Source organism: uncultured Algibacter sp. (genome assembly GCF_963976535.1).
In the GTDB taxonomy this organism is placed as follows: domain Bacteria; phylum Bacteroidota; class Bacteroidia; order Flavobacteriales; family Flavobacteriaceae; genus Algibacter_B.
Genome location: NZ_CAXBLF010000008.1, coordinates 25,061 through 46,106 on the forward strand (window position 1 = coordinate 25,061; position 21,046 = coordinate 46,106).

20 protein-coding genes are annotated in these 21,046 nt (G+C 33.0%); 11 read left to right on the plus strand and 9 right to left on the minus strand.

Annotated elements, in window-relative coordinates:
• Entirely contained in the window at positions 1 to 138 is a 138-nt protein-coding gene (locus tag AAC024_RS04160) for a FeoB-associated Cys-rich membrane protein (RefSeq protein WP_339893951.1), read from the plus strand.
• Between the two features lie 125 nt (positions 139 to 263).
• On the opposite strand, the gene AAC024_RS04165 is transcribed toward AAC024_RS04160, so the two are convergent.
• Entirely contained in the window at positions 264 to 527 is a 264-nt protein-coding gene (locus tag AAC024_RS04165) for a hypothetical protein (protein WP_339893952.1), read from the minus strand.
• 243 nt (positions 528 to 770) lie between these two features.
• On the opposite strand from AAC024_RS04165, the gene AAC024_RS04170 reads away from it, so the two are divergent.
• The 8 genes from AAC024_RS04170 (at position 771) to AAC024_RS04205 (ending at position 7,832) form a co-directional block, all read left to right on the plus strand.
• Positions 771 to 1,430 (plus strand): metal-dependent transcriptional regulator, encoded by a 660-nt coding sequence (locus AAC024_RS04170; protein ID WP_339893953.1) that lies wholly within the window; start codon positions 771 to 773, stop codon positions 1,428 to 1,430.
• Positions 1,417 to 2,208 (plus strand): transporter, encoded by a 792-nt coding sequence (locus AAC024_RS04175; RefSeq protein WP_339893954.1) that lies wholly within the window; start codon positions 1,417 to 1,419, stop codon positions 2,206 to 2,208. Before AAC024_RS04170 ends, AAC024_RS04175 begins: the two co-directional genes overlap by 14 nt.
• Position 2,209: 1 nt before the next feature.
• On the plus strand, positions 2,210 to 3,115 hold the full coding sequence (locus tag AAC024_RS04180) for a zinc ABC transporter substrate-binding protein (protein WP_339893955.1): 906 nt from the start codon (positions 2,210 to 2,212) through the stop codon (positions 3,113 to 3,115).
• Positions 3,116 to 3,494: 379 nt separating this feature from the next.
• Positions 3,495 to 4,274 (plus strand): metal ABC transporter ATP-binding protein, encoded by a 780-nt coding sequence (locus AAC024_RS04185; protein ID WP_339893956.1) that lies wholly within the window; start codon positions 3,495 to 3,497, stop codon positions 4,272 to 4,274.
• 206 nt (positions 4,275 to 4,480) lie between these two features.
• The gene (locus tag AAC024_RS04190) at positions 4,481 to 5,608 is read left to right on the plus strand and encodes a metal ABC transporter permease (RefSeq protein WP_339893957.1); all 1,128 of its coding nucleotides are present in this window, start codon (positions 4,481 to 4,483) and stop codon (positions 5,606 to 5,608) included.
• The gene (locus AAC024_RS04195; protein WP_339893958.1) at positions 5,601 to 6,761 is read left to right on the plus strand and encodes a metal ABC transporter permease; all 1,161 of its coding nucleotides are present in this window, start codon (positions 5,601 to 5,603) and stop codon (positions 6,759 to 6,761) included. Before AAC024_RS04190 ends, AAC024_RS04195 begins: the two co-directional genes overlap by 8 nt.
• A gap of 216 nt (positions 6,762 to 6,977) precedes the next feature.
• The gene (locus AAC024_RS04200; protein WP_339893959.1) at positions 6,978 to 7,283 is read left to right on the plus strand and encodes a GIY-YIG nuclease family protein; all 306 of its coding nucleotides are present in this window, start codon (positions 6,978 to 6,980) and stop codon (positions 7,281 to 7,283) included.
• Positions 7,284 to 7,472: 189 nt separating this feature from the next.
• Positions 7,473 to 7,832, plus strand: a complete 360-nt coding sequence (locus AAC024_RS04205) for a YraN family protein (RefSeq protein ID WP_339893960.1) — start codon at positions 7,473 to 7,475, stop codon at positions 7,830 to 7,832.
• 4 nt (positions 7,833 to 7,836) lie between these two features.
• On the opposite strand, the gene AAC024_RS04210 is transcribed toward AAC024_RS04205, so the two are convergent.
• Entirely contained in the window at positions 7,837 to 9,177 is a 1,341-nt protein-coding gene (locus tag AAC024_RS04210) for a TlpA disulfide reductase family protein (RefSeq protein ID WP_339893961.1), read from the minus strand.
• Between the two features lie 59 nt (positions 9,178 to 9,236).
• Complete coding sequence (gene mfd, locus AAC024_RS04215; protein ID WP_339893962.1) at positions 9,237 to 12,596, minus strand: transcription-repair coupling factor; 3,360 nt, start codon at positions 12,594 to 12,596, stop codon at positions 9,237 to 9,239.
• Between the two features lie 276 nt (positions 12,597 to 12,872).
• On the opposite strand from mfd, the gene AAC024_RS04220 reads away from it, so the two are divergent.
• On the plus strand, positions 12,873 to 13,304 hold the full coding sequence (locus AAC024_RS04220; RefSeq protein ID WP_339893963.1) for a TerB family tellurite resistance protein: 432 nt from the start codon (positions 12,873 to 12,875) through the stop codon (positions 13,302 to 13,304).
• A gap of 283 nt (positions 13,305 to 13,587) precedes the next feature.
• On the opposite strand, the gene AAC024_RS04225 is transcribed toward AAC024_RS04220, so the two are convergent.
• Both AAC024_RS04225 and AAC024_RS04230 read right to left on the minus strand, forming a co-directional pair.
• On the minus strand, positions 13,588 to 15,741 hold the full coding sequence (locus AAC024_RS04225; RefSeq protein ID WP_339893964.1) for a Tex family protein: 2,154 nt from the start codon (positions 15,739 to 15,741) through the stop codon (positions 13,588 to 13,590).
• Between the two features lie 318 nt (positions 15,742 to 16,059).
• Positions 16,060 to 16,578: a ferritin gene (locus AAC024_RS04230; protein ID WP_339893965.1), complete on the minus strand. Its 519-nt coding sequence runs from the start codon at positions 16,576 to 16,578 to the stop codon at positions 16,060 to 16,062.
• A gap of 144 nt (positions 16,579 to 16,722) precedes the next feature.
• On the opposite strand from AAC024_RS04230, the gene AAC024_RS04235 reads away from it, so the two are divergent.
• Positions 16,723 to 17,046, plus strand: coding sequence for a T9SS type A sorting domain-containing protein (locus tag AAC024_RS04235; protein WP_339893966.1), 324 nt, complete (start codon positions 16,723 to 16,725; stop codon positions 17,044 to 17,046).
• 51 nt (positions 17,047 to 17,097) lie between these two features.
• Here AAC024_RS04235 and AAC024_RS04240 read toward each other — a convergent pair whose 3' ends face one another.
• The 4 genes from AAC024_RS04240 to metG all read right to left on the minus strand — a co-directional run bounded on the left by AAC024_RS04240 (position 17,098) and on the right by metG (position 20,975).
• Complete coding sequence (locus tag AAC024_RS04240) at positions 17,098 to 17,664, minus strand: hypothetical protein (protein WP_339893967.1); 567 nt, start codon at positions 17,662 to 17,664, stop codon at positions 17,098 to 17,100.
• A 16-nt stretch (positions 17,665 to 17,680) separates the two neighbouring features.
• Positions 17,681 to 18,124, minus strand: a complete 444-nt coding sequence (locus tag AAC024_RS04245; RefSeq protein ID WP_339893968.1) for a hypothetical protein — start codon at positions 18,122 to 18,124, stop codon at positions 17,681 to 17,683.
• A gap of 16 nt (positions 18,125 to 18,140) precedes the next feature.
• Complete coding sequence (locus tag AAC024_RS04250) at positions 18,141 to 18,839, minus strand: TIGR04255 family protein (protein ID WP_339893969.1); 699 nt, start codon at positions 18,837 to 18,839, stop codon at positions 18,141 to 18,143.
• A gap of 69 nt (positions 18,840 to 18,908) precedes the next feature.
• On the minus strand, positions 18,909 to 20,975 hold the full coding sequence (metG, locus tag AAC024_RS04255; protein ID WP_339893970.1) for a methionine--tRNA ligase: 2,067 nt from the start codon (positions 20,973 to 20,975) through the stop codon (positions 18,909 to 18,911).
• Between the last annotated feature and the right edge of the window lie 71 nt (positions 20,976 to 21,046).

A 21,046-nucleotide genomic window follows, 5' to 3' on the forward strand; every position in this document is an offset into this window, starting at 1 on the left:
ATGAATAACATCATCCAAAACATACTAGCCATTACGGCAATTGCTTTAGCCATGGCTTTTTTGATTAAAAAATTCTTCTGGAAAAAATCAAAATCTAAAAAATCTTGTGGTGGAGATGATGGGTGTGGATGCTCTTAAAACTTTGTATCCAACAGAAGATAATATTCGTTAGATTTAGGTTTATTATTTGCATTAGGATAAGGCAAAACATTTAAAACAGACAAAGACAATTTCTCTGAAAAAAATAAGTTCCCAATTCTATTTTACAGCTCTATTTTAGGATTTAAAGTAATTTTTTTTCGTTCAACTTTTTTACCATCCTCATACAAATCTACTAAAACAACAACCTCGCCTGCCCAAATACAATTTACCCCTTTAGGGCAACGTGAATCTTGTAAAACATCAATGAATTCAATTTTAAAGTGCTCAACAACAATAGATTTCCCTAAATAGACTTTACTTGTTATTATTGGTGTTTCAACTTTTTTTCCTTTTGTAGAATCTTGCGAAAAAGAAAAACTAGTCATAAAAATTACTATTAATAAAATACTGCGGTTCATTGGCTTTGTTTATATATCTTATGCTTAAATCATGCCAAAACAGTAAATCCTTTAGTTATTTGAAATGAATATACTCAGAAAGTATCTCGTTTCTTAATTAATTTTTATTCTACTCAATTAGTTTTTTTACTTTAAAACTAATGTTTTCTTTTTTTTAGCTACATTTGAAAAATATTTAAGCTTACTTAAAAATATTTTAAAGCGCAACGTATGTCGATAGCTGTAGAGAATTTTGTGAAAGCCATTTACAAAAATGGAAAACGCGATAATAATGATACCAAACCAGGTAACATTGCTAAAGAATTAGGAATATCAAATGCTGCAGCTACTGATATGGCTAAAAAATTAGCCGTCAAAGATTTATTGCACTATGAAAAATACCAAGAGCTAAAACTTACGGATAAAGGCACCAAAATGGCATTGAATGTTGTTAGAAAACATCGCCTTTGGGAAGCTTTATTATTCAAACTTTTTGATTTATCACTTCATGACATTCATCGCGAAGCCGAATTATTAGAGCATCAAACGTCCGATTTAATAGCTAATAAAATAAGTGAATACCTAGGCAATCCAAAGTTTGACCCGCATGGTGACCCAATTCCAAATGCTGATGGAGAAATCACTACAATCGATACCTCTATTTCCTTATCAAACGCAGAAGAAGGTAAAACTTATATCATTTCCAGATTAATGAGTGATGATAAAGAGTTTTTCGATTTCTGTGGGCAACATGGCTTAAAATATGGCAACACTGTTTTAGTATCAAAACAATTCAGTAAAAATAAAATGACTCAAATCTTAATAAACAATAACACCATTCTTTTAAACGAAGATTTTACATCAATCATTTACGTTAATGAACAAGATTAAATACATAACTCCAGTATTGCTTTTCACAGCATCACTTTCAAGTTTTTCGCAAGAAGATGACAATTCCTTGGGCGCTTTGATTACAGATAGACCAGACGCCACTGAATCGCCTTCTACTATCCCTGTTGGTTATATTCAAGTGGAAACAGGTGCGTTTTATGAAAGTTTTGAAGATAATAATATTAAGAATGAAACCTACACTTATAATACTACACTTGTTAGATTAGGATTATTAGACTACTTAGAACTTCGTATAGGCTGGGATTTTGTAGAAAGTAAATTTAATGGATTTGATGATGATTTAAGCGGTTTCAACCCACTCTTACTCGGTGCTAAAATTGCTATTTCAGAAGAAAAAGGTTGTATCCCAGAAATTGGTTTTTTAAGTCATCTTTACCTCCCATTCACTGCAGGAAACGACTATAAACCAGAAAACACAGCTGTTGATTTTCGTTTTTCATTTGCCCATACTTTAAATGAAAAATCTAGCTTATCATACAATTTGGGAGCACAGTTGGGAGATGATTCTCCAGAAGCTGCATATGTTTATACTTTATCTTACGGACATGGCATAACAGATAAACTAGGAGCCTATGTAGAATTATATGGCGACTTACCAGAAAACAATAAAGCCAACCATCTTTGGGATGCGGGTTTTACTTATTTGCTTTCTAATAATGTGCAATTAGATGCCACAATGGGTTCAAGCATCACAAAAGGACAAGATATTTTATTAAGCGGAGGCATTAGCTTCAGGTTACCTACTAAAAAGAATTAAAATGAAAAAATCAATATTAATATTAATCATAACCTTAGCCTTTTTCAATTGTAAAAACGAAAAAAAGACTAATGGTAAATTAAACATAGTCACCACCACAACTATGATAACCGATTTGGTGAAAAACGTTGGTGGTGCGCATATCAACTTACAAGGCTTAATGGGTAGTGGCGTAGATCCACATTTATACAAAGCCAGTGAAGGTGATGTCACAAAATTATCAGACGCCGATATCATTTTTTACAACGGATTGCACTTAGAAGGCAAATTAGTTGAAGTTTTCGAAAAAATGAAGAACATAAAAACTATTGCAGTTTCTGATGCTTTGGATGAAAAGACCTTAATAGGTTCAGAATATTTTGCATCCAATTACGATCCGCATATTTGGTTTGATCTCGACTATTGGAAACTAGCTACACAGTTTGTGGTTAAAACACTTTCAGAAGCTATTCCAAATCAAAAAGCAACATTTCAAGCAAACGGTAAAACATATATCGAGCAACTAAATACGCTACAAACCAAATTAAAAACCACGATTAGCACCCTTCCAAAAGAACAACGTATTTTGGTAACAGCGCATGATGCTTTTAACTATTTTGGAAAAGCTTTCGATTTTGAAGTTGTTGGTTTGCAAGGGTTATCAACAGCCACAGAGGCTGGTGTTCAAGATGTTCAAAAATTAGCGGCTTTCATTATAGAAAACAATGTAAAAGCTATTTTTGTAGAAAGCTCAGTGCCAAAGCGTACCATAGAAGCATTGCAGGCCGCTGTAAAATCGAAAAACCACGACGTAATCATTGGCGGAACGTTATATTCAGATGCCCTTGGTAACGCAGGTAGTATAGAAGGGACATATATTGGCATGTTCGAGTATAATGTGAATACCATTGTGAATGCTTTAAAATAAGTTAGCAGTATGCAGTTGCAGTTTGCAGTGCTTACTCTTAAGAATAAAAAATGAAAGTAAAATGATTTGAAGCTATTCCTGCTATCCGCTGTATCTTTCTTGTGCTGAACTTGTTTCAGTATCTCATCAAGTGATTTGAATACAAGATAGTACAAGTTTTAAATAAAATTTTGGAGTTGGCACAAAAAAGTATGCCGCTTCTATCAGGGCTAGATTATCAGCCAAGGTCAGGTTTAAAGCAGACAATTAGTGATAAACCTGCGAATAGAGAATAGAGAATAGAGAATAGAGAATAGAGGAATTAAAAAAATCCTCGGCTTGAACTTGATTTTTTGGTTCGTCCCGATAGCTATCGGGATGAACAAATAAAGAAATAGATATGACTATTAAAGTAAATAAAAACCCAGAAGAGATTCCTGCCTCCACAGGAAGAATCGCCGTTAAAGTAGACGATTTAACAGTAGCCTACAACTATAAACCAGTACTTTGGGATATCGATTTAGAAATTCCAGAAGGCGTACTTATGGCCATTGTAGGTCCAAATGGCGCTGGAAAATCAACCCTTATAAAATCCATCTTAGGTATATTAAAACCCATTGCAGGTAGCGTTACGATCTATGACAAACCTTATGAAAAACAACGCTCATTGGTCGCCTATGTCCCACAAAAAGGAAGTGTGGACTGGGATTTCCCAACAACAGCATTAGATGTTGTAATGATGGGGACTTACGGTAGCTTAGGCTGGATAAAACGCCCTGGGCAAAAAGAAAAGAAAGCAGCCTTAGAAGCTTTAGAGAAAGTAGGGATGCTTGCTTTTAAAGGCAGACAAATAAGTCAGTTATCTGGCGGGCAACAGCAGCGTATTTTCCTAGCACGAGCATTGGTACAAAACGCCTCAATTTATTTTATGGATGAACCTTTTCAAGGAGTTGACGCAACAACCGAAATAGCCATAATCAACATTCTAAAAGAACTCAGAAAAGCAGGAAAAACAGTCATTGTAGTACATCACGATTTACAAACTGTTCCAGAGTATTTTGATTGGGTAACCTTTCTAAACGTAAAAAAGATTGCTACAGGACCGGTTAAAGATATCTTCAATGATGATAACTTAACAAAAACCTACGGTATTAACTATAAAGTAAGTGTCCAAGAGTAGATTGAGTTTACAGTTGCAGTCACAGTAAACAGTGCTTACTCGAACTCTTAAAAAAAAACATGAATAGAAACTAAATTTATAATTTATAAAATTCCTTTCCTATTTTAGGAAAGGTAGGTTTCAATTTCTTAAGAAATTGAAAGTCGGAAAGGTGATATTTTATAAACATATCTTTTCTCAACCACATAAAAACGAAAAAATAATTAATGGGCATAACCGAATACTTTTCATTAGTTTTCAGCGACTACACCCTAAGAACCATAACACTTGGTACTGCAATTTTAGGTGCAGTAACTGGTATGTTAGGAAGTTTCGCTGTTTTGCGTAAACAAAGTTTATTAGGCGATGCTATTTCACATGCGGCCTTACCCGGAATTGCCATTGCTTTTTTAATTACTGGTGCAAAAGATAGTAATATTTTATTGTTAGGTGCATTAGTTAGTGGACTCATTGGCACATTTTGGATTAGAGGTATCATCAGTAAAACGCATTTAAAATCAGATACCGCCTTAGGTTTAATATTGTCTTTATTTTTTGGATTTGGAATGCTATTACTCACATTCATTCAAAAGCAACCTAATGCAAATCAGGCGGGATTAGATAAATATTTATTCGGACAAGCAGCAACTTTATTAGAGCGTGATGTTTGGATGATGACCACAGTAACAGGCATTTGTTTATTTGTTTTACTTCTTTTTTGGAAAGAGTTTAAAATCCTATTATTCGATGCAGATTACACCAAAACCTTAGGCTTCAATACTAAATTTATAGATATTCTAATCACCACCTTTATTGTCCTTGCCATTGTTTTAGGGTTACAAACCGTTGGTGTTGTGCTTATGAGCGCCATGTTATTAGCTCCTGCTGCTGCTGCAAGACAATGGACCAATAGCCTAAGTGTTATGGTCTTTTTAGCTGCCATTTTCGGAGCTTTTTCTGGGGTTTTCGGGACTGCCATTAGTGCAAGTCAAAATAACCTATCTACAGGACCGGTAATAGTTATTGTTGCGGGAGTTTTTGTATTAATATCGTTTATATTCTCTCCAAGTCGAGGTCTGCTTTTTAAACAAATCAGATTTATAAAAAATCGTCGTGATTTAGAATTACACAAAACATTGGCATTCATGTTTCGAATAGCTGAGACACACGAAAATATTTCACATCCACATACCATTAAAATATTAAATAATTTTCAAGGGTACACTAAAAGCACACTTCAAAAGCTAGTGCGGAAAAATTATGTGAAATTAGATGGTAACAATTGGAGTTTAACTGAGGAAGGTTTTAAAACCGCTTCGAATTTGTATAACCAACAAAACGAAAATAATGAGTAGTGCCCAAATAGAAATACAACTCATTGCCAGTATAGTAGCAATTGCTTGTGCTATTCCTGGTACGTTTTTAGTGCTCCGGAAAATGGCTATGATTAGTGACGCTATTAGTCATTCTATTTTGCCAGGTATTGTTATTGGTTTTTTTATTACACAAGATTTAAACTCACCATTGCTCATTCTACTTGCAGCCCTAACTGGAATTATTACTGTTGTTTTGGTTGAGTATATTCAAAAAACGGGCTTAGTAAAAGAAGATACCGCCATTGGTTTAGTATTCCCTATTTTGTTTAGTATTGGCGTTATCATGATCGCCAAAAACGCGAATGATGTCCATTTAGATGTGGATGCTGTTTTATTAGGCGAATTAGCTTTTGCGCCGTTTGATAGACTTATCGTTTCTGGAGTTGATATCGGACCAAAATCTCTATGGGTTATTGGAAGCATCTTGATTATTACTATTGGTTTATTATTTGCTTTTTTCAAAGAATTAAAAATAAGCACATTTGATGCTGGTTTAGCAGCCTCTTTAGGGTTTTCGCCTGCTGTTATTCATTACGGACTCATGACTGTATCATCTGTTACTACTGTAGGTGCTTTTGACGCTGTAGGAGCTATTTTAGTTGTCGCTTTAATGATATCACCAGCAGCCACAGCTTATTTACTTACTAACCAATTAAAACGTATGCTTATTTACGCCATTTGTTTTGGCGTTTTCAGTGCAATTTCGGGCTATTGGCTAGCCCATTGGTTAGACGCTTCAATAGCCGGGTCTATAACCACCATGTTAGGGTTACTGTTTTTAGCAGTGTACTTATTTGCCCCAAGCAAAGGTGTTATAGCTGTAATGTATCGCGAAAAGCAACAACGTACAGAAGTCTCTTTACTAACCTTTTTATTACATTTAAAAAACCATACTGAAGAAAGTGAACGTCACGTTAATCACCTCAACGAACATATTAATTGGCAAAAAGTACGTTCTAAAACGGTTTTAGATTTAGCTTTAAAAAACAACATGATTCAAATTGATAAAAACATTGTGTCTTTAACTGAAAAAGGCGAAGATTTCACATCGCAAGCTATCGATTATATTATTACTAATGAAGACAGCAAAATTGAACACATAAAAGATGATTTCTTTTTATTTAGAGGGTAATTGTTATTCAGAGCATAACGAAGAATCTACTTTACAAAAATTTATCAAATTGCAAGTATAAAACAATAAGTGTATATATTTTTTGATGATGAGACTTTAAGATTCATTAGTCGTACCTCCATCTGAATGACATTCGATTTATTTTCCTTTGAATGACAATGTCATTCAGAGCGGAGCGAAGAACCTCTTTTATAAAAAGTTTATTAAATTAACAGTATGAAAACAATTGGCAATCATAATTATTACGTTTACATGCTTACTAATAAAAGTAAAACGGTTTTATATACTGGTGTGACTAATAATTTGAAAGATCGTCTTTATTTTCATAAAAATCCACTTCCATTTTCTAAAGCATTTACATCGAAATATAAATGTTATTATTTAGTTTATTATGAGCATTTTTTTCAAATTGAAAACGCAATTAAAAGAGAGAAACAGATAAAAGGTAAGAGTAGAGCAAAAAAAGACGCTTTAATTTTCGATTTTAATCCTTCGTGGTCCTTTTTAAATGAAAATATATAATTTTTCAAGATTCTTCAGTCGTTCCTCCTTCTGAATGACATTACGGTTTCTTTTCTTTGAATAGCAATGTCATTCAGAGGGTAGCGAAGAATCTTTTTTAATAATATTTTACTAAATTCACATTATTAGAGCTAATAAGATTCTTCAGTCGTACCTCCTTCTGAATGACAAAAAGCTTCATATCAAAATATGGCACAACACAACGAACTCGGTAAAAAAGGCGAACAATTAGCAGTTGATTTTCTTCTGAAAAACAACTACGATATTGTGGAGCGCAATTACCGTTTTGATAAAGCCGAAGTAGATATCATAGCCAAAAAAGATAATATTCTAGCCATTATTGAAGTAAAAACACGTTCGACTACAGATTTTGGTGATCCACAAGATTTTGTAAAGCCTAAACAAATTCAACGCTTAGTAAAGGCGGTTGATGAATATGTAACTGTAAATGATTTAGATGTAGAAGTGCGATTTGATATTATTGCTATTGTAAAAGAAGGTAAAGCCTTTAATATTGAGCATCTAGAAAATGCTTTCTATCATTTTTAATAGCCTATTCTTCTTTTTCTTCTTTCTCAAAATATTTTTTCAAGGCATCAAAATCTACGGGTTTTGAAATAATTTTTTTATCGGTATCCAATATGAAATAAGTTGGTGTTGATGTAACGCCGTAGGCATCTCCAATTTCATTATCCCATTTCCCTTCTCCATAAACATGGATAAATTCTGGATAGCTATACGTTAAATCTTTCCATTTATAAGGCTCATCTTCTAAACCAATAGCCACCACTTTTACTTTATCTTTTTCCAGAGATTTGATGAATGTTTGTAGCTGAGGCACTTCATCCAAACAATGTGAACAGGTGCTACTCCAAAATACTATAATGTAGTTTTCTGCACCTTCTAATTGGGTTAACTTCTTTTCAACTAATTTGTCCTTTTCTTTTATTTCAATATTAAAATCTGGTGCTACATTCCCATTTGAAATGTTTTTACATAAGATTAAAGCATGTAAAAGTTCTTGATCATTTAAAGCCACAGCCACATCCATTAGATAATTTTCAGCAATATAATTTGCAATAGATTCGAAACCTAAATCAGACATTTGTTGCCATAAATCAAATAATAAAATACGCTGTACTTCTTTAGGAGCATCTTTCATGTAGCTATAAACCACATCAATATTTTCTTTGTAATTTTCTAATTCATCTTTAGAATCAGAAGACATTCCAAAAACATAATTTAGCATACGTTCTTCTAAAAAATTAGAACTTTGAAGTATTGGATTATTAAAATTAACATGATCAAAATAATGCTTTTTTAAATTATTTATGTATGTTTTTACATCTTCAACTTCTTCGGGAATATATGGCTTGTTTGCTTTGATAAACTCTAGTGCTCTACTATCTTTAGCGACTTTTTCAAAATTTTCTTGGGTTTCTCTCTGCGTTTTAAAAATGGTTTTTAATGCTGTAGTATCTTTACTTTCTTGACTAAAATAATTACCAATACTTTGGGTTACCATAGACATGCTATTGGTGTAAGAAGCTAATAATTTATTTTCGGTAGATTTTTTAAATTCTACACCCGTTTCAGAATTAAACGTGAGTTCGATATCTTCCTTACCGTCATAAATAATATCAAAATTATAATCTTCTTGTGGCACCGCATAAACCAAACGATACATCCCTTTTGTATTTGTTGAATCTAGTTTAAACTCAAAACTCCCATCTTCTTGTAATTCGGCGTTTGAAACATAGTCTGATATGGTAGGAGTCACTTTATATAATAATGCAAAATTATAATCTTTTGCTGGAGAAAATGTTCCTTTTATGGTGTTTTGCGCTAGTAAGATACTAGGCCATAAAGCAATTAAAAAAAGTATATGTTTCACAATAATAATTTATTTTAAATTTTCCCTTCAAGGGCATGGTAATTAGTCAAAAACAATAATCAAGCCACAATAGGTTGTAAAGTCTCTAATGCTTGTTTTACAGATTTAATATTCTCAAAAGTTAGCATTAATCTTAAACCGCTTCGAGTTTGTTTCTCTTTCATTTTACAAGTGCTAGGATTAGTTTGTACAAATTGCAACACTTTGGTAAAATTAGCACTTTGATAAAACCTACTTTGTTGATCGTTTATAAAATAACCAATCAACTTACCTTGTTTCATAATAATTTTTTCAAACCCAATTTTAGTAGCTAACCACTTTATTTGGACACTATTTAATAAATCGGTCACTTGTTTTGGTAATTCTCCAAAACGGTCGATTAAATCCATTTCAAAGATATGCAATTCTTCTTCTGTTTTTAAGTTATTAAGCTGCGTGTATAAATTAAGTCGTTCAGCAATATTATTCACATAATTATCTGGAAATAAAAGCTCAAAGTCAGTATCAATAGTTACATCTTTAACGTAAACTTTGTTAGCTTCATCTTCATTATATAAATCTTTAAACTCATTTTCTTTTAACTCCTCGATAGCTTCATTCAATATTTTTTGATAGGTATCAAAACCTATTTCATTTATAAAACCACTTTGTTCTCCGCCCAATAAATCGCCAGCACCACGAATTTCTAAATCTTTCATCGCGATATTGAATCCGCTTCCCAATTCCGTGAATTGCTCTAAAGCTGTAATACGTTTTCTAGCATCATCAGTCATGGCCGAATACTCTGGTGTAATAAAATAACAGAATGCTTTTTTGTTACTCCGACCTACTCTACCGCGCATTTGATGCAAATCGCTTAATCCAAAATTATTGGCATTATTGATGAAAATGGTATTAGCATTTGGTACATCAAGTCCGCTTTCTACAATTGTCGTACTTACCAATACATCAAAACCGCCATCCATAAACGAAAGCATAAGTTGCTCTAATTTTTTACCTTCCATTTGCCCATGACCGATACCTATTTTTGCATCGGGCACCAAACGTTGAATCATACCTGCAACTTCTTTAATATTTTCAATACGATTATGTATAAAGAAAATTTGCCCACCACGTTGTATTTCGTAGCTGATGGCATCACGAATAGTTTCTTCGCTAAAACGAATTACGTGACTTTCAATCGGGTATCGATTTGGAGGTGGTGTTGTAATGACTGATAAATCTCGAGCAGCCATTAAGCTAAATTGTAACGTTCTCGGGATTGGTGTAGCGGTTAACGTTAGCACATCCACATTATCTTTTAAAGTCTTAAGTTTTTCTTTTACGGCTACGCCAAATTTTTGTTCTTCATCAACAATCAACAAGCCTAAATCTTTAAACTTAACATTTTTATTAACGAGTTGATGTGTGCCAATAAGGATGTCCACTTTCCCCTGTTCTAAACCTTCTAAAGTTTCTCGTTTCTCTTTTGCTGTCCTAAAACGGTTGACGTAATCTACCGTAACAGGAAAATCTTTTAAACGCTCTCTAAACGTTCTAGAATGTTGATATGCTAAAATGGTAGTTGGCACCAAAATAGCAACTTGCTTCCCATTATCTACCGCCTTAAACGCTGCACGAATTGCTACTTCGGTTTTACCAAAACCTACATCGCCACAAATCAAACGATCCATGGGGCGTTCACTTTCCATGTCTGCTTTTATATCAGCTGTTGCCGTAGTTTGGTCTGGAGTGTCTTCGTAAATAAAAGAGGCTTCCAATTCGTGTTGCATATAACTATCAGGATTATACTGATAGCCTTTTTCGGTTTTACGTTTCGCGTAAAGTTTTATTAAGTTGAAAGCCACATGTTTTACACGTGCCTTTGTTTTTTGTTTTAGGGTTTTCCAAGCATTACTTCCCAATTTGTAAATCTTGGGTGGTTTGCCATCTTTACCATTAAACTTGGTGATTTTATGTAGCGAATGAATACTTAAATACAGCACATCGCGCTCGCCATAAACCAATTTAATGGCTTCTTGTTTTTTACCTTCTACATCTATTTTTTGAAGTCCGCCAAATCGCCCAATACCATGATCGATGTGTGTTACGTAATCGCCAATATCTAAATTTGTGAGTTCCTTTAATGTTATGGCTTGCTTTTTAGCATACCCGTTTTTAAGATGAAATTTATGATAACGCTCGAAAATTTGATGATCGGTGTAACACACTATTTTATTATCGTGGTCTGTAAAACCTTGATGTAGGGATAAAATAATGGTTTGATATTCTTTGACATCGAGATGTGAATCATCAAAAATATCATGAAAACGTTTTGCCTGTTGTTCGCTTACGCATGCAATGTAGTTTGTATAACCGTTTTCGCTATTGGTATTTAGATCTTCGATTAATAGATTGAATTGTTTATTGAATGCTGGTTGCGGTGTGGTGTGGTGTTCAATAGTTTGAGATTCTTCGCTTCGCTCTGAATGACAAAAGACACTCTGTGTCCCAAACTCTATAACTGAAAAGTCGAGTAACTGCCTTTTTAATACTGTTGAATTACAAAATAGTTCGTTAGGTTCGGCATGTTTAATATCTGTTGAAAGTGTTTTAAAAGCGTCTTGTGCTTTATCATAAAAATCATCAATTCTAGAAAAAAGTAAATCGGCATTTTTTAAACACACTACTGTTTTTTGAGCAATATATTTCAGAAAACTTTGTCGGTTTTCTTGTAATAATTTATTCGCTACATTAGGAATAATGCTGATTTTTTTAATCTGCTCGATGGAAAGCTGTGTTTCTACATCAAAGGTTCTGATACTGTCCACTTCATCACCAAAAAACTCGATTCGATAAGGCTCGTCATGTGAAAATGAAAACACATCTACTATGCCGCCTCGCACTGAAAACTCTCCAGGTTCTGTAACAAAATCGACACGCTTGAATTGATATTCAAACAAAACTTCGTTTACAAAATCAATAGACACCTTATCATTGACACCAATTTTTAGTGTGTGACGTTCTAGCTCTTTTCTAGTAACTACCTGTTCAAAAAGGGCATCGGGATAGGTAACAATAATTGCTGGTTTTTTTTGAGAATTTATACGGTTTAAAACCTCGGCGCGTAATAACACATTGGCGTTATCGGTTTCTTCTATTTCATAAGGTCTGCGGTAACTGCCAGGATAGAACAGCACATCTTTGTCATTGCAAAGTTGTTCTAAATCGTTTAGGTAATGTGCCGCTTCTTCTTTATCGTTAAACACCAACAAAAATGGTTTTTCAGCTGCTTTAAAAACTGTTGAAATAACAAAAGAAAAAGAAGATCCTACAAGTCCTTTTAAATGTGTTTTTGTTCCAGTTTGGGCAATAGCATTCCGCAGATTTTGCGTTTGCAAAGTCTGTAAATAGGTTTTCGAGAGAATGGTTTTACTCACGTAATTTTTGTTTTTACGGTTGCAAAGATACGGTTTAGAATTATTTTTGGGATGATTTGATTTGAATTTGCTATTCTTAGAGTAATATTAATTTTCAGAACTAAAAAGGTGTGGTTTAGCTCTTCTCTCGCATTAGGGATTGAACGGTCTGTTTGATCCAGATGATAATCGGGAGAGTGGTGCCCGACCCTTGTGGTAATGGCCAAAAAATTAAAATTTCGGATTAAATTCTTAAAAAAAATATGTAGGTTTGTAGCACTAAAAAAACAAAGATATATGTCGTTTTCAGATTTATTTGATAGTGGGTTTAAAAAGCGTAATGAGAACCATTTTGCAGCAATTGTTCGTGTGGCTATGGCCGATGGTGTAATTACTAATGATGAAAAGCAGTTTTTGGATAGGTTAGCGCGAAACTTAAACATTAGCGAAGGGGATTATAAAGTGATTTTGAAAGATTATCAGTCGCATCCTATAAACCCGCCTATATCCTACGACCATAGATTAGAGCGTTTATATGATTTAGTGCGTATGATACATGTTGATACCATAAAAGGTGACCCAGAAATGCTGCTTTTAAAGAAAATTGGGGTTGGTCTTGGTTTTCATGCTGTAAACGTAAAGTATATTGTTGATAAGGCTTTAACACTAGTTGGTAACGGTGTGGATTTAGACACTTTTATTGAAGAAATAAAGCATATGAATAGATAAAAGGATCTGTTTTAAAACATTATTGTCCGATAAAAGAATCAAGACCGCTGCGCTAATAGAATATAGAATTAAGACTTGATTTTAACGCATTGATAATCAATCTACAATAGATTTATCATTTCAGAAAGCTTTTAATTTTTTACTTGTTGTAAAAGTAAGGGGCATATCTCAAAAAAAACTTTTAGACTATACCCAATCTATCGTTCGGACTATCTTACAAATTTTAATCGAACACCATTGGATTTAAAACTATAAAAAATGCGAACTTGTTGGTTCGCATTTTTTATTTATGTAATTTTAATTGAATACGCTTACGTGGAATATCTACCTCTAACACTTTTACAATAATTTGTTGATGCAAACTCACGTGTTCGTTTACATCTTTTACAAATGAATCAGATAAGTTTGATACATGAATTAATCCACTTTCTTTGATACCAACATCTACAAAACATCCAAAGTTTGTTATGTTATTGACGATTCCTGGAAGTAGCTGTCCTTCGCGTAAGTCGTTTATCGTTTTTATATTTTGATTGAAGGTGAATACTTTAGCTTGCTCTTTAATATCCAAACCAGGTTTTTCAAGTTCTTTAATGATATCTTCAAGCGTTAGCAGCCCAACTGAATCTGTGCAATATTTTTTTAAATCAATCTTTTGAAGTACATCTTTATTTCCAATTAAATCATGAACTGATTTACCCAAATCTTTAGCCATTTTAGTTACTATCCCATAACTTTCAGGATGTACTGCAGAATCATCCAATGGGTTTTTAGCACCCTTAATTCTCAAAAATGCAGCGCCTTGCTCAAAGGCTTTTTCGCCTAAACGTGGTACATTTTTAATCTCTTTTCTAGATGTGAATACGCCATTTTCATTTCTGTAATTGAAAATATTTTCGGCTAGTTTTGAACCAATACCTGAAACAGAGCTTAGCAACGGTTTACTTGCTGTATTGATGTTTACACCAACAGCATTTACACAATTTTCTACCACAACATCCAATTGCTTTTGAAGTTTGGTTTGATCTACATCATGCTGGTATTGACCAACGCCAATAGATTTTGCATCAATTTTTACCAATTCGGCTAGCGGATCTTGTAAACGACGCCCAATAGAAACTGAACCCCGAACCGTAACATCATAATTTGGAAATTCTTCTCTAGCAATTTTTGAAGCTGAATAAATACTAGCTCCTGCTTCACTCACCACAAACACTTTTACATCGTTTTTAAAATGCACTTTTCTAATCAAAGCTTCTGTTTCTCTTGAAGCGGTGCCATTTCCAATGGCTATGGCTTCAATTTTATAAGCATCGGCTAACGAGCCTATTTTTTTCATAGCTCCGATGCTATCGCTTTTTGGTGGATGCGGATAAATGGTTTCGTTATATTTTAATTGCCCTTGAGCGTCTAAACATACCACTTTGCAACCTGTTCTAAATCCTGGGTCTATGGCTAAAACGCGTTTTTCACCTAATGGCGACCCTAATAATAATTGTTTTAGGTTTTTAGCAAATACGATAATTGCAGATTCATCGGCTTTTTCTTTTGCAATTTGCAACGCTTCATTACTTAAGGACGGTAATAATAATCGTTTGTAAGCATCTTTAATGGCAAGTTCTATTTGTTCCCTGCCAGCAGGCAGGCTAGGCGCGCAAGCGTTATTACCCCGATAGCTATCGGGGCGAATCATTCTACTTTCAATTTTATCTAAAGCTTTATCATTATCTATCTCAATTTTAACACGAATAAACCCTTCACTTTCGGCTCTTAAAATAGCTAACAATCGGTGTGATGGAATTCTGCTTAAGCGCTCTTCCCAATCAAAATAATCTCTAAACTTTTGCGCTTTTTCATCCGCTGCCTTTGTTTTTATCACTTTCGTGGAAATCATAGCGAAACGCTCTAATTGATGACGAATATTATTTCTTATATCGGTTCGTTCATTAATCCATTCGGCAATAATGTGTCGCGCCCCTTCTAAAGTGTCTTCAACTGAATTTATCTCGCCTTTCACATATTTAAATGCTATGGATTCGATATCGTTAACATTTTGGCTCATTATGATTTTAGCGAGTGGTTCTAATCCATTTTGGCGTGCTTTTTCTGCTTTGGTTTTTCTGCTTTTCTTGTATGGTAAGTATAAATCTTCAAGTGTGGTTATATCTTGAGTAGCTTCTATTTTTTGTTTTAATTCTGGAGTTAAAACAGCTTGTTCTTCTAAAGCTTTTAAAATGGCTTTTTTTCGTTTTTCTAAAGCTTCAAATTGCTCTTTAAGCTTAACGATTTCTCCTATTTGAACCTCATCTAAATTTCCCGTGCGTTCTTTTCTGTAACGCGAAATAAAAGGGATGGTGCAATCTTCATTAAGTAATTCAATCGTGTTTTTTACCGATTGTTTAGGTAGTTTCGTATTTGAAATTATATAATCTATCATTCTTTTTCAATTAAAAAGACCTGTCAGGTTTTAAAAACCTGACAGGTCTAATTTATAGCTTAATTTAACTTTACAAAAACTTAAGCCACTTTTTTAACCAAATCAAAACAAGGGCATTTTTCACAACGCTTGTTCTCACCTTTTTTAAATTTTTTACAGCAACTGTCTTTTACTTTTTTAGGCAATTCAATACCTAATTTTCGTAATTTTTTAATTGCTTTCTTTTTCTTCTTTTTGCCCAAAACAGAATGTAATATTCAAATCGTTGTGCAAAAATAGGTTATTTTTATTAAATCTAAATAAGCTTAAATGTTAAAATTATTGGGGCGTATTTGCAGCTGCCGTAGTTACTGTTAAATTTTCAATATCTCTATCAAATAAATATAGCCCGCCTTTATCATCACCAATCATATTTATTTTATCAAGAATGGTTCGCGCTACAGCTTCTTCTTCAATTTGCTCTGCAACGTACCACTGTAAAAAGTTGTGCGATGCATAGTCTTTTTCTTGAAGACTGATGTGCACTAATTCGTTTATACTTTGAGACACATAAACTTCATGTTCAAACAGTTTTTCGAACATTTCTTTAATTGATTTGAATGTCACATTTGGTGCAGCTAATTGCGAAATTTGCGCATGACCTCCGCGCTCGTTCACAAACTTTATTAATTTTAACATGTGTTCACGTTCTTCATCAGATTGTGCATACATAAAATTAGAAACGCCTTCTAAACCTTTAACCTCTGCCCAACATGCCATGGCTAAATAAATTTGAGAAGATTCTGCTTCTATTCGAATTTGATTATTTAGTGCGTCTTCTATGATTTTTGATAACATAATATACCTTTTTTGTAAAGTTACAGATTTCTTCAACTCCATAATAAGACATTCTCACTTTTTTAAAAACAAAATAGCATTTAAATGAAATTAACTGCTTTATATTGCGTTAACAATAAACTTATTATGTAAAATTTATTCAATATGAAAATTTTGTTTAACTGCTTATTCTTATTTTTTATTTGTAATGTGTCTTTTTCACAAGAACAGGTAGTGAAAAACAATCTTGAAGAAACAACAGTATTCAAATTTTATCCTAATCCAGTACAAGATGAGCTTTTTGTTTTAGGAACAAATAAGATTAAAAGTATTGAATTGATTAACGTTTTAGGCAAACGTGTCGCTATTTACCATTTTAATAAAAGTATTATAAAAATGGATGTTTCTGATTTAAAAAGTGGTATATATTTAATACAAGCTACAGATGAAAACAATAAGCAAGAAACTAAAAGGTTGGTTGTTAAATAGAATTTTTAAATATGATAGCACTTATCCAAGCAATATTATGTCTCAATAATTTTACAAATCTGTAATAATTTCAGTTTCAGAATTATTATCTATAACTGATGAATATATAATTGATGTTAATTCTATTCTAATATCACGCCTCAAATTTTTATAAACTTTAGGTTTCTTGCCCAATGTTTTAGAATAATTTTCTTTAGTAATAATATCATCTTTAAGAGATATTTGAAAAGCACAATGTGAATACATACAAGGAACAGGACTATGTATTAGTTTAATATTTACAATAATATCTGGATCATCATCTGAAATAATTTCTTTCTCAAATGTATTATTTTGGCTTAAAGATTTTATAACTGAAATACTAATATCTTTATTTTCGATTTGTTCAATATCAGTGTTTTCATTAATATCAAATAACACATCCTCTTTAGGATATAATTTTGAATCATTAAAATTCCGATTGTGTGAGACATCATAAAGGCTTATAGATAGATAAGGCTTGGAACATTGACCAAGTTTACATCTATAATATAATTCCTCTCCAATAAAAAATTCTTCTATAATATGTTTTCCAAATGAATGAAGCCTTTTAGGAATATATGGTAATTGACATTGCATTAATTGCTTTGAAGAATTACATAGAAATAAATTTATACAATAATTTTTCCATGTCAACATCTTGATTAAAAACGCCCTTAACTTTTTTTCCATTTTTCCCTACATAATTGTAAGCAATTTGACCAAATTCGTCAAAAGTAATCATAGATATACCTTTATCAGACTCTCTCCATAATAATAAATCAGAATCCTCAACGGAATCATCATTTATTTTTAATTTATTTGGGTCAATTTGACGCAGTACATAATTTAGTTTTATAACAAAATTTTGAAAACTTTTAATTTGAATTTCATTCAAAAAATCAAATTTAGTTAAAACACTATTAAACCAATCATCTAAATCAGAAATACTTAAGTCATTAAAAGTGTGAATATGTCCTGTCTCTTCATAATCTTCACCAAAGAGTTCTGATTGTCTTAAGAATAAGTCATTGGTCAAGTTGTTTAATGAATTTTCCATAATTTAGTTTTTTAATCTAGACGCTATATTTTAAAAGAGCTTTTGCGGTAATTGAATCAAAAAAGACTCTATTTTTTATTTCTCTCAAAGGTTTAAAACTTTCTGCTAAATCAATTTTAGTTTTCTTTATATTTTTATTTACACTAATATCCAATAAAACTAAATTTTCTTTAGGTTGAGTAGACACCGCATTTATAATATATTCTGGTTCGTTCGTGTATGAGAACGTTACCGAGTTTTGAAACTTTACAATATTTCTGTTTTTTGATTGCTTAGGATATAACTGAATTAATTCAGATACTGGGTTTTCATTATTTACTTCAATAACATTTATATATCTAACAGAAACATTATTTACTGTTAAATTATCTTTAGTTACTTTATCAAAAGTACTCCAAAGTTTTAATAAAATTTCTAAAATTTCATCAAAAGAACAATATTCATGTAGGAAATGATAAGATAATGAACCTTTTCGCATTTGCAAAACTTCGTTATTATTCTTCAAATGAAATCCACTATTATCATTTGACATGTTAATTCCTTTGTCAGTAATTTTGAATTGATTAGTAACAGAAGGCTTTATGTCTGAAAATCTATTTTTAATAAACTCTAAATTAACAAATTTTTCAAAACAATCTTTATCAACAATCTCGTCATATGAAATCGAAAATATAATTTCTTTTATTGGTGTATTTGGTAATACAGGATATCTCATTTTAACTTACAGCAATTAAGCATAAATGTAGTGTTTTTTGTGAAAGTGTTGGCGCAATATAACGAATTTTTAACTAATACTTAACCCATTGCCAACACTGGCATCATCAGGATTTACAAACACTAATTTACCTTCTGCCGTTTCAGTCATTAAAATCATACCTTGGCTTTCAACACCTCGTAACGCTCTTGGAGCTAAATTCACTAATACAGTTACACGTTTTCCAACAACTTCTTCCGCATTAAAACTTTCAGCAATACCAGACACAATGGTTCTTGTATCAATACCTGTATCAATTTTAAGTTTTAATAGCTTTTTGGTTTTTGGCATTTTTTCGGCTTCTAAAATGGTGCCTACTCGAACATCTAACTTTGTGAAATCTTCAAAAGTGATGGTGTCTTTTTGAGGTTCTAATGTTTTGTTGGCCGCTTCGTTTGCCTTTTTACTTGCTTCTAATTTATCGAGTTGTTTTTGGATGGTTTCATCTTCAATTTTTGAGAATAATAATTCTGCTTTTCCTATTTTGTGTCCTGCTGGCAATAAAGTTTCTTTTGTGCTTACTTCATTCCAAGACGTTTCGACTGCGCTCAACGTGACATTAAGAATACCTTTCAGTTTTGTTGATGTAAACGGTAAAAAAGGTTCACATAAAGTCGCTAATGCCGAAGCTATTTGAACCGACACATACATAATAGTTTGTGTTCTGGCTTCATCAACTTTAATGACTTTCCAAGGCTCTTCATCTGCTAAATATTTATTACCCAAACGTGCTAAATTCATTAATTCTTGTCCCGCTTCTCTAAAACGATAACGCTCTATTGAACTTGCAATGACATCTGGATACGCTTTTATTTTAGCTAAAATTTCGGCATCAACTTGGGTGAAATTACTCGGAGCCGGCACTATACCTTCATAATATTTGTTGGTAAGCACGACTACTCGGTTTATAAAGTTCCCGAAAATAGCTACTAACTCATTATTATTTCTAGCTTGAAAATCTTTCCAAGTAAAATCGGTATCCTTCGTTTCCGGCGCATTAGCATTTAATGCATAACGCAACACATCTTGCTGACCTGGAAATTCTTTTAAATACTCAGGTAACCAAACCGCCCAATTCTTAGACGTGGATAATTTATTGCCTTCTAAATTTAAAAACTCATTTGCAGGCACATTTTCTGGAAGGATATAACTGCCTTCGGCTTTTAACATGGCTGGAAAAATAATACAGTGAAATACAATATTATCTTTTCCTATAAAGTGAACTAGTTTAGTGTCTTTATCTTTCCAATACGGTTCCCAGTCTTTTCCAACGCGGTCTGCCCATTCTTTGGTTGAAGAAATGTAACCAATAGGCGCATCAAACCAAACGTATAGCACTTTGCCTTCTCCTCCTTCTGCTGGCACAGGAATTCCCCAATCTAAATCTCTGGTTACCGCTCGTGGACGTAGCCCATCATCAATCCAAGATTTACATTGTCCGTAAACATTGGGTTTCCAATCTTTTTTATGACCTTTAAGAATCCATTCTTTTAAAAACGCTTCATGTTTATCTAAAGGTAAAAACCAGTGTTTTGTTTGCTTTAAAGTCGGTACATTTCCTGTAATTGCCGATTTTGGATTAATTAAATCTGTAGCATTATGGCTCGTTCCACAGTTTTCACATTGGTCGCCATAACTTTCTTCATTACCACATTTAGGGCAAGTTCCCACAACAAAACGATCTGCTAAAAACTGATTTGCTTCTTCATCATACAACTGTTCTGTAGTTTCTTCTATAAATTCACCTTTTTTATCTAAAGTTTTAAAAAAATCTGAAGCTGTTTTATGATGAATAGGCGCCGATGTACGTGAATAATTATCGAAAGTTATTCCAAAATCTTCAAACGATTTCTTAATAATCGCATGATATTTATCAACTACATCTTGAGGCGATACACCTTCCTTTTTTGCCTTAATAGTAATTGGCACACCATGTTCGTCACTTCCACCAATAAATGCTACATCATTCCCTGTTAAGCGTAAATAGCGTGCATAAATATCCGCAGGCACATAAACCCCTGCTAAATGCCCAATGTGAATAGGTCCGTTTGTATATGGAAGTGCTGTGGTGATTGTATATCGTTTTGGCTTGCTCATTTTTTCTGTAAAACTGTTGTCTGGTCGAGCGCAGTCGAGACCTGATTAAAAACCTCTCGACTGCGCTCGAG

What these genes read in the sequence shown, in the direction of transcription:
- AAC024_RS04160 (WP_339893951.1), top strand. Translation starts at nt 1, where the DNA reads ATGAATAACATCATCCAAAACATACTAGCCATTACGGCAATTGCTTTA.
- AAC024_RS04165 (WP_339893952.1), bottom strand. Translation starts at nt 527, where the DNA reads ATGACTAGTTTTTCTTTTTCGCAAGATTCTACAAAAGGAAAAAAAGTT.
- AAC024_RS04170 (WP_339893953.1), top strand. Translation starts at nt 771, where the DNA reads ATGTCGATAGCTGTAGAGAATTTTGTGAAAGCCATTTACAAAAATGGA.
- AAC024_RS04175 (WP_339893954.1), top strand. Translation starts at nt 1,417, where the DNA reads ATGAACAAGATTAAATACATAACTCCAGTATTGCTTTTCACAGCATCA.
- AAC024_RS04180 (WP_339893955.1), top strand. Translation starts at nt 2,210, where the DNA reads ATGAAAAAATCAATATTAATATTAATCATAACCTTAGCCTTTTTCAAT.
- AAC024_RS04185 (WP_339893956.1), top strand. Translation starts at nt 3,495, where the DNA reads ATGACTATTAAAGTAAATAAAAACCCAGAAGAGATTCCTGCCTCCACA.
- AAC024_RS04190 (WP_339893957.1), top strand. Translation starts at nt 4,481, where the DNA reads ATGGGCATAACCGAATACTTTTCATTAGTTTTCAGCGACTACACCCTA.
- AAC024_RS04195 (WP_339893958.1), top strand. Translation starts at nt 5,601, where the DNA reads ATGAGTAGTGCCCAAATAGAAATACAACTCATTGCCAGTATAGTAGCA.
- AAC024_RS04200 (WP_339893959.1), top strand. Translation starts at nt 6,978, where the DNA reads ATGAAAACAATTGGCAATCATAATTATTACGTTTACATGCTTACTAAT.
- AAC024_RS04205 (WP_339893960.1), top strand. Translation starts at nt 7,473, where the DNA reads ATGGCACAACACAACGAACTCGGTAAAAAAGGCGAACAATTAGCAGTT.
- AAC024_RS04220 (WP_339893963.1), top strand. Translation starts at nt 12,873, where the DNA reads ATGTCGTTTTCAGATTTATTTGATAGTGGGTTTAAAAAGCGTAATGAG.
- AAC024_RS04225 (WP_339893964.1), bottom strand. Translation starts at nt 15,741, where the DNA reads ATGATAGATTATATAATTTCAAATACGAAACTACCTAAACAATCGGTA.
- AAC024_RS04230 (WP_339893965.1), bottom strand. Translation starts at nt 16,578, where the DNA reads ATGTTATCAAAAATCATAGAAGACGCACTAAATAATCAAATTCGAATA.
- AAC024_RS04235 (WP_339893966.1), top strand. Translation starts at nt 16,723, where the DNA reads ATGAAAATTTTGTTTAACTGCTTATTCTTATTTTTTATTTGTAATGTG.
- AAC024_RS04240 (WP_339893967.1), bottom strand. Translation starts at nt 17,664, where the DNA reads ATGCAATGTCAATTACCATATATTCCTAAAAGGCTTCATTCATTTGGA.
- AAC024_RS04245 (WP_339893968.1), bottom strand. Translation starts at nt 18,124, where the DNA reads ATGGAAAATTCATTAAACAACTTGACCAATGACTTATTCTTAAGACAA.
- AAC024_RS04250 (WP_339893969.1), bottom strand. Translation starts at nt 18,839, where the DNA reads ATGAGATATCCTGTATTACCAAATACACCAATAAAAGAAATTATATTT.
- metG (WP_339893970.1), bottom strand. Translation starts at nt 20,975, where the DNA reads ATGAGCAAGCCAAAACGATATACAATCACCACAGCACTTCCATATACA.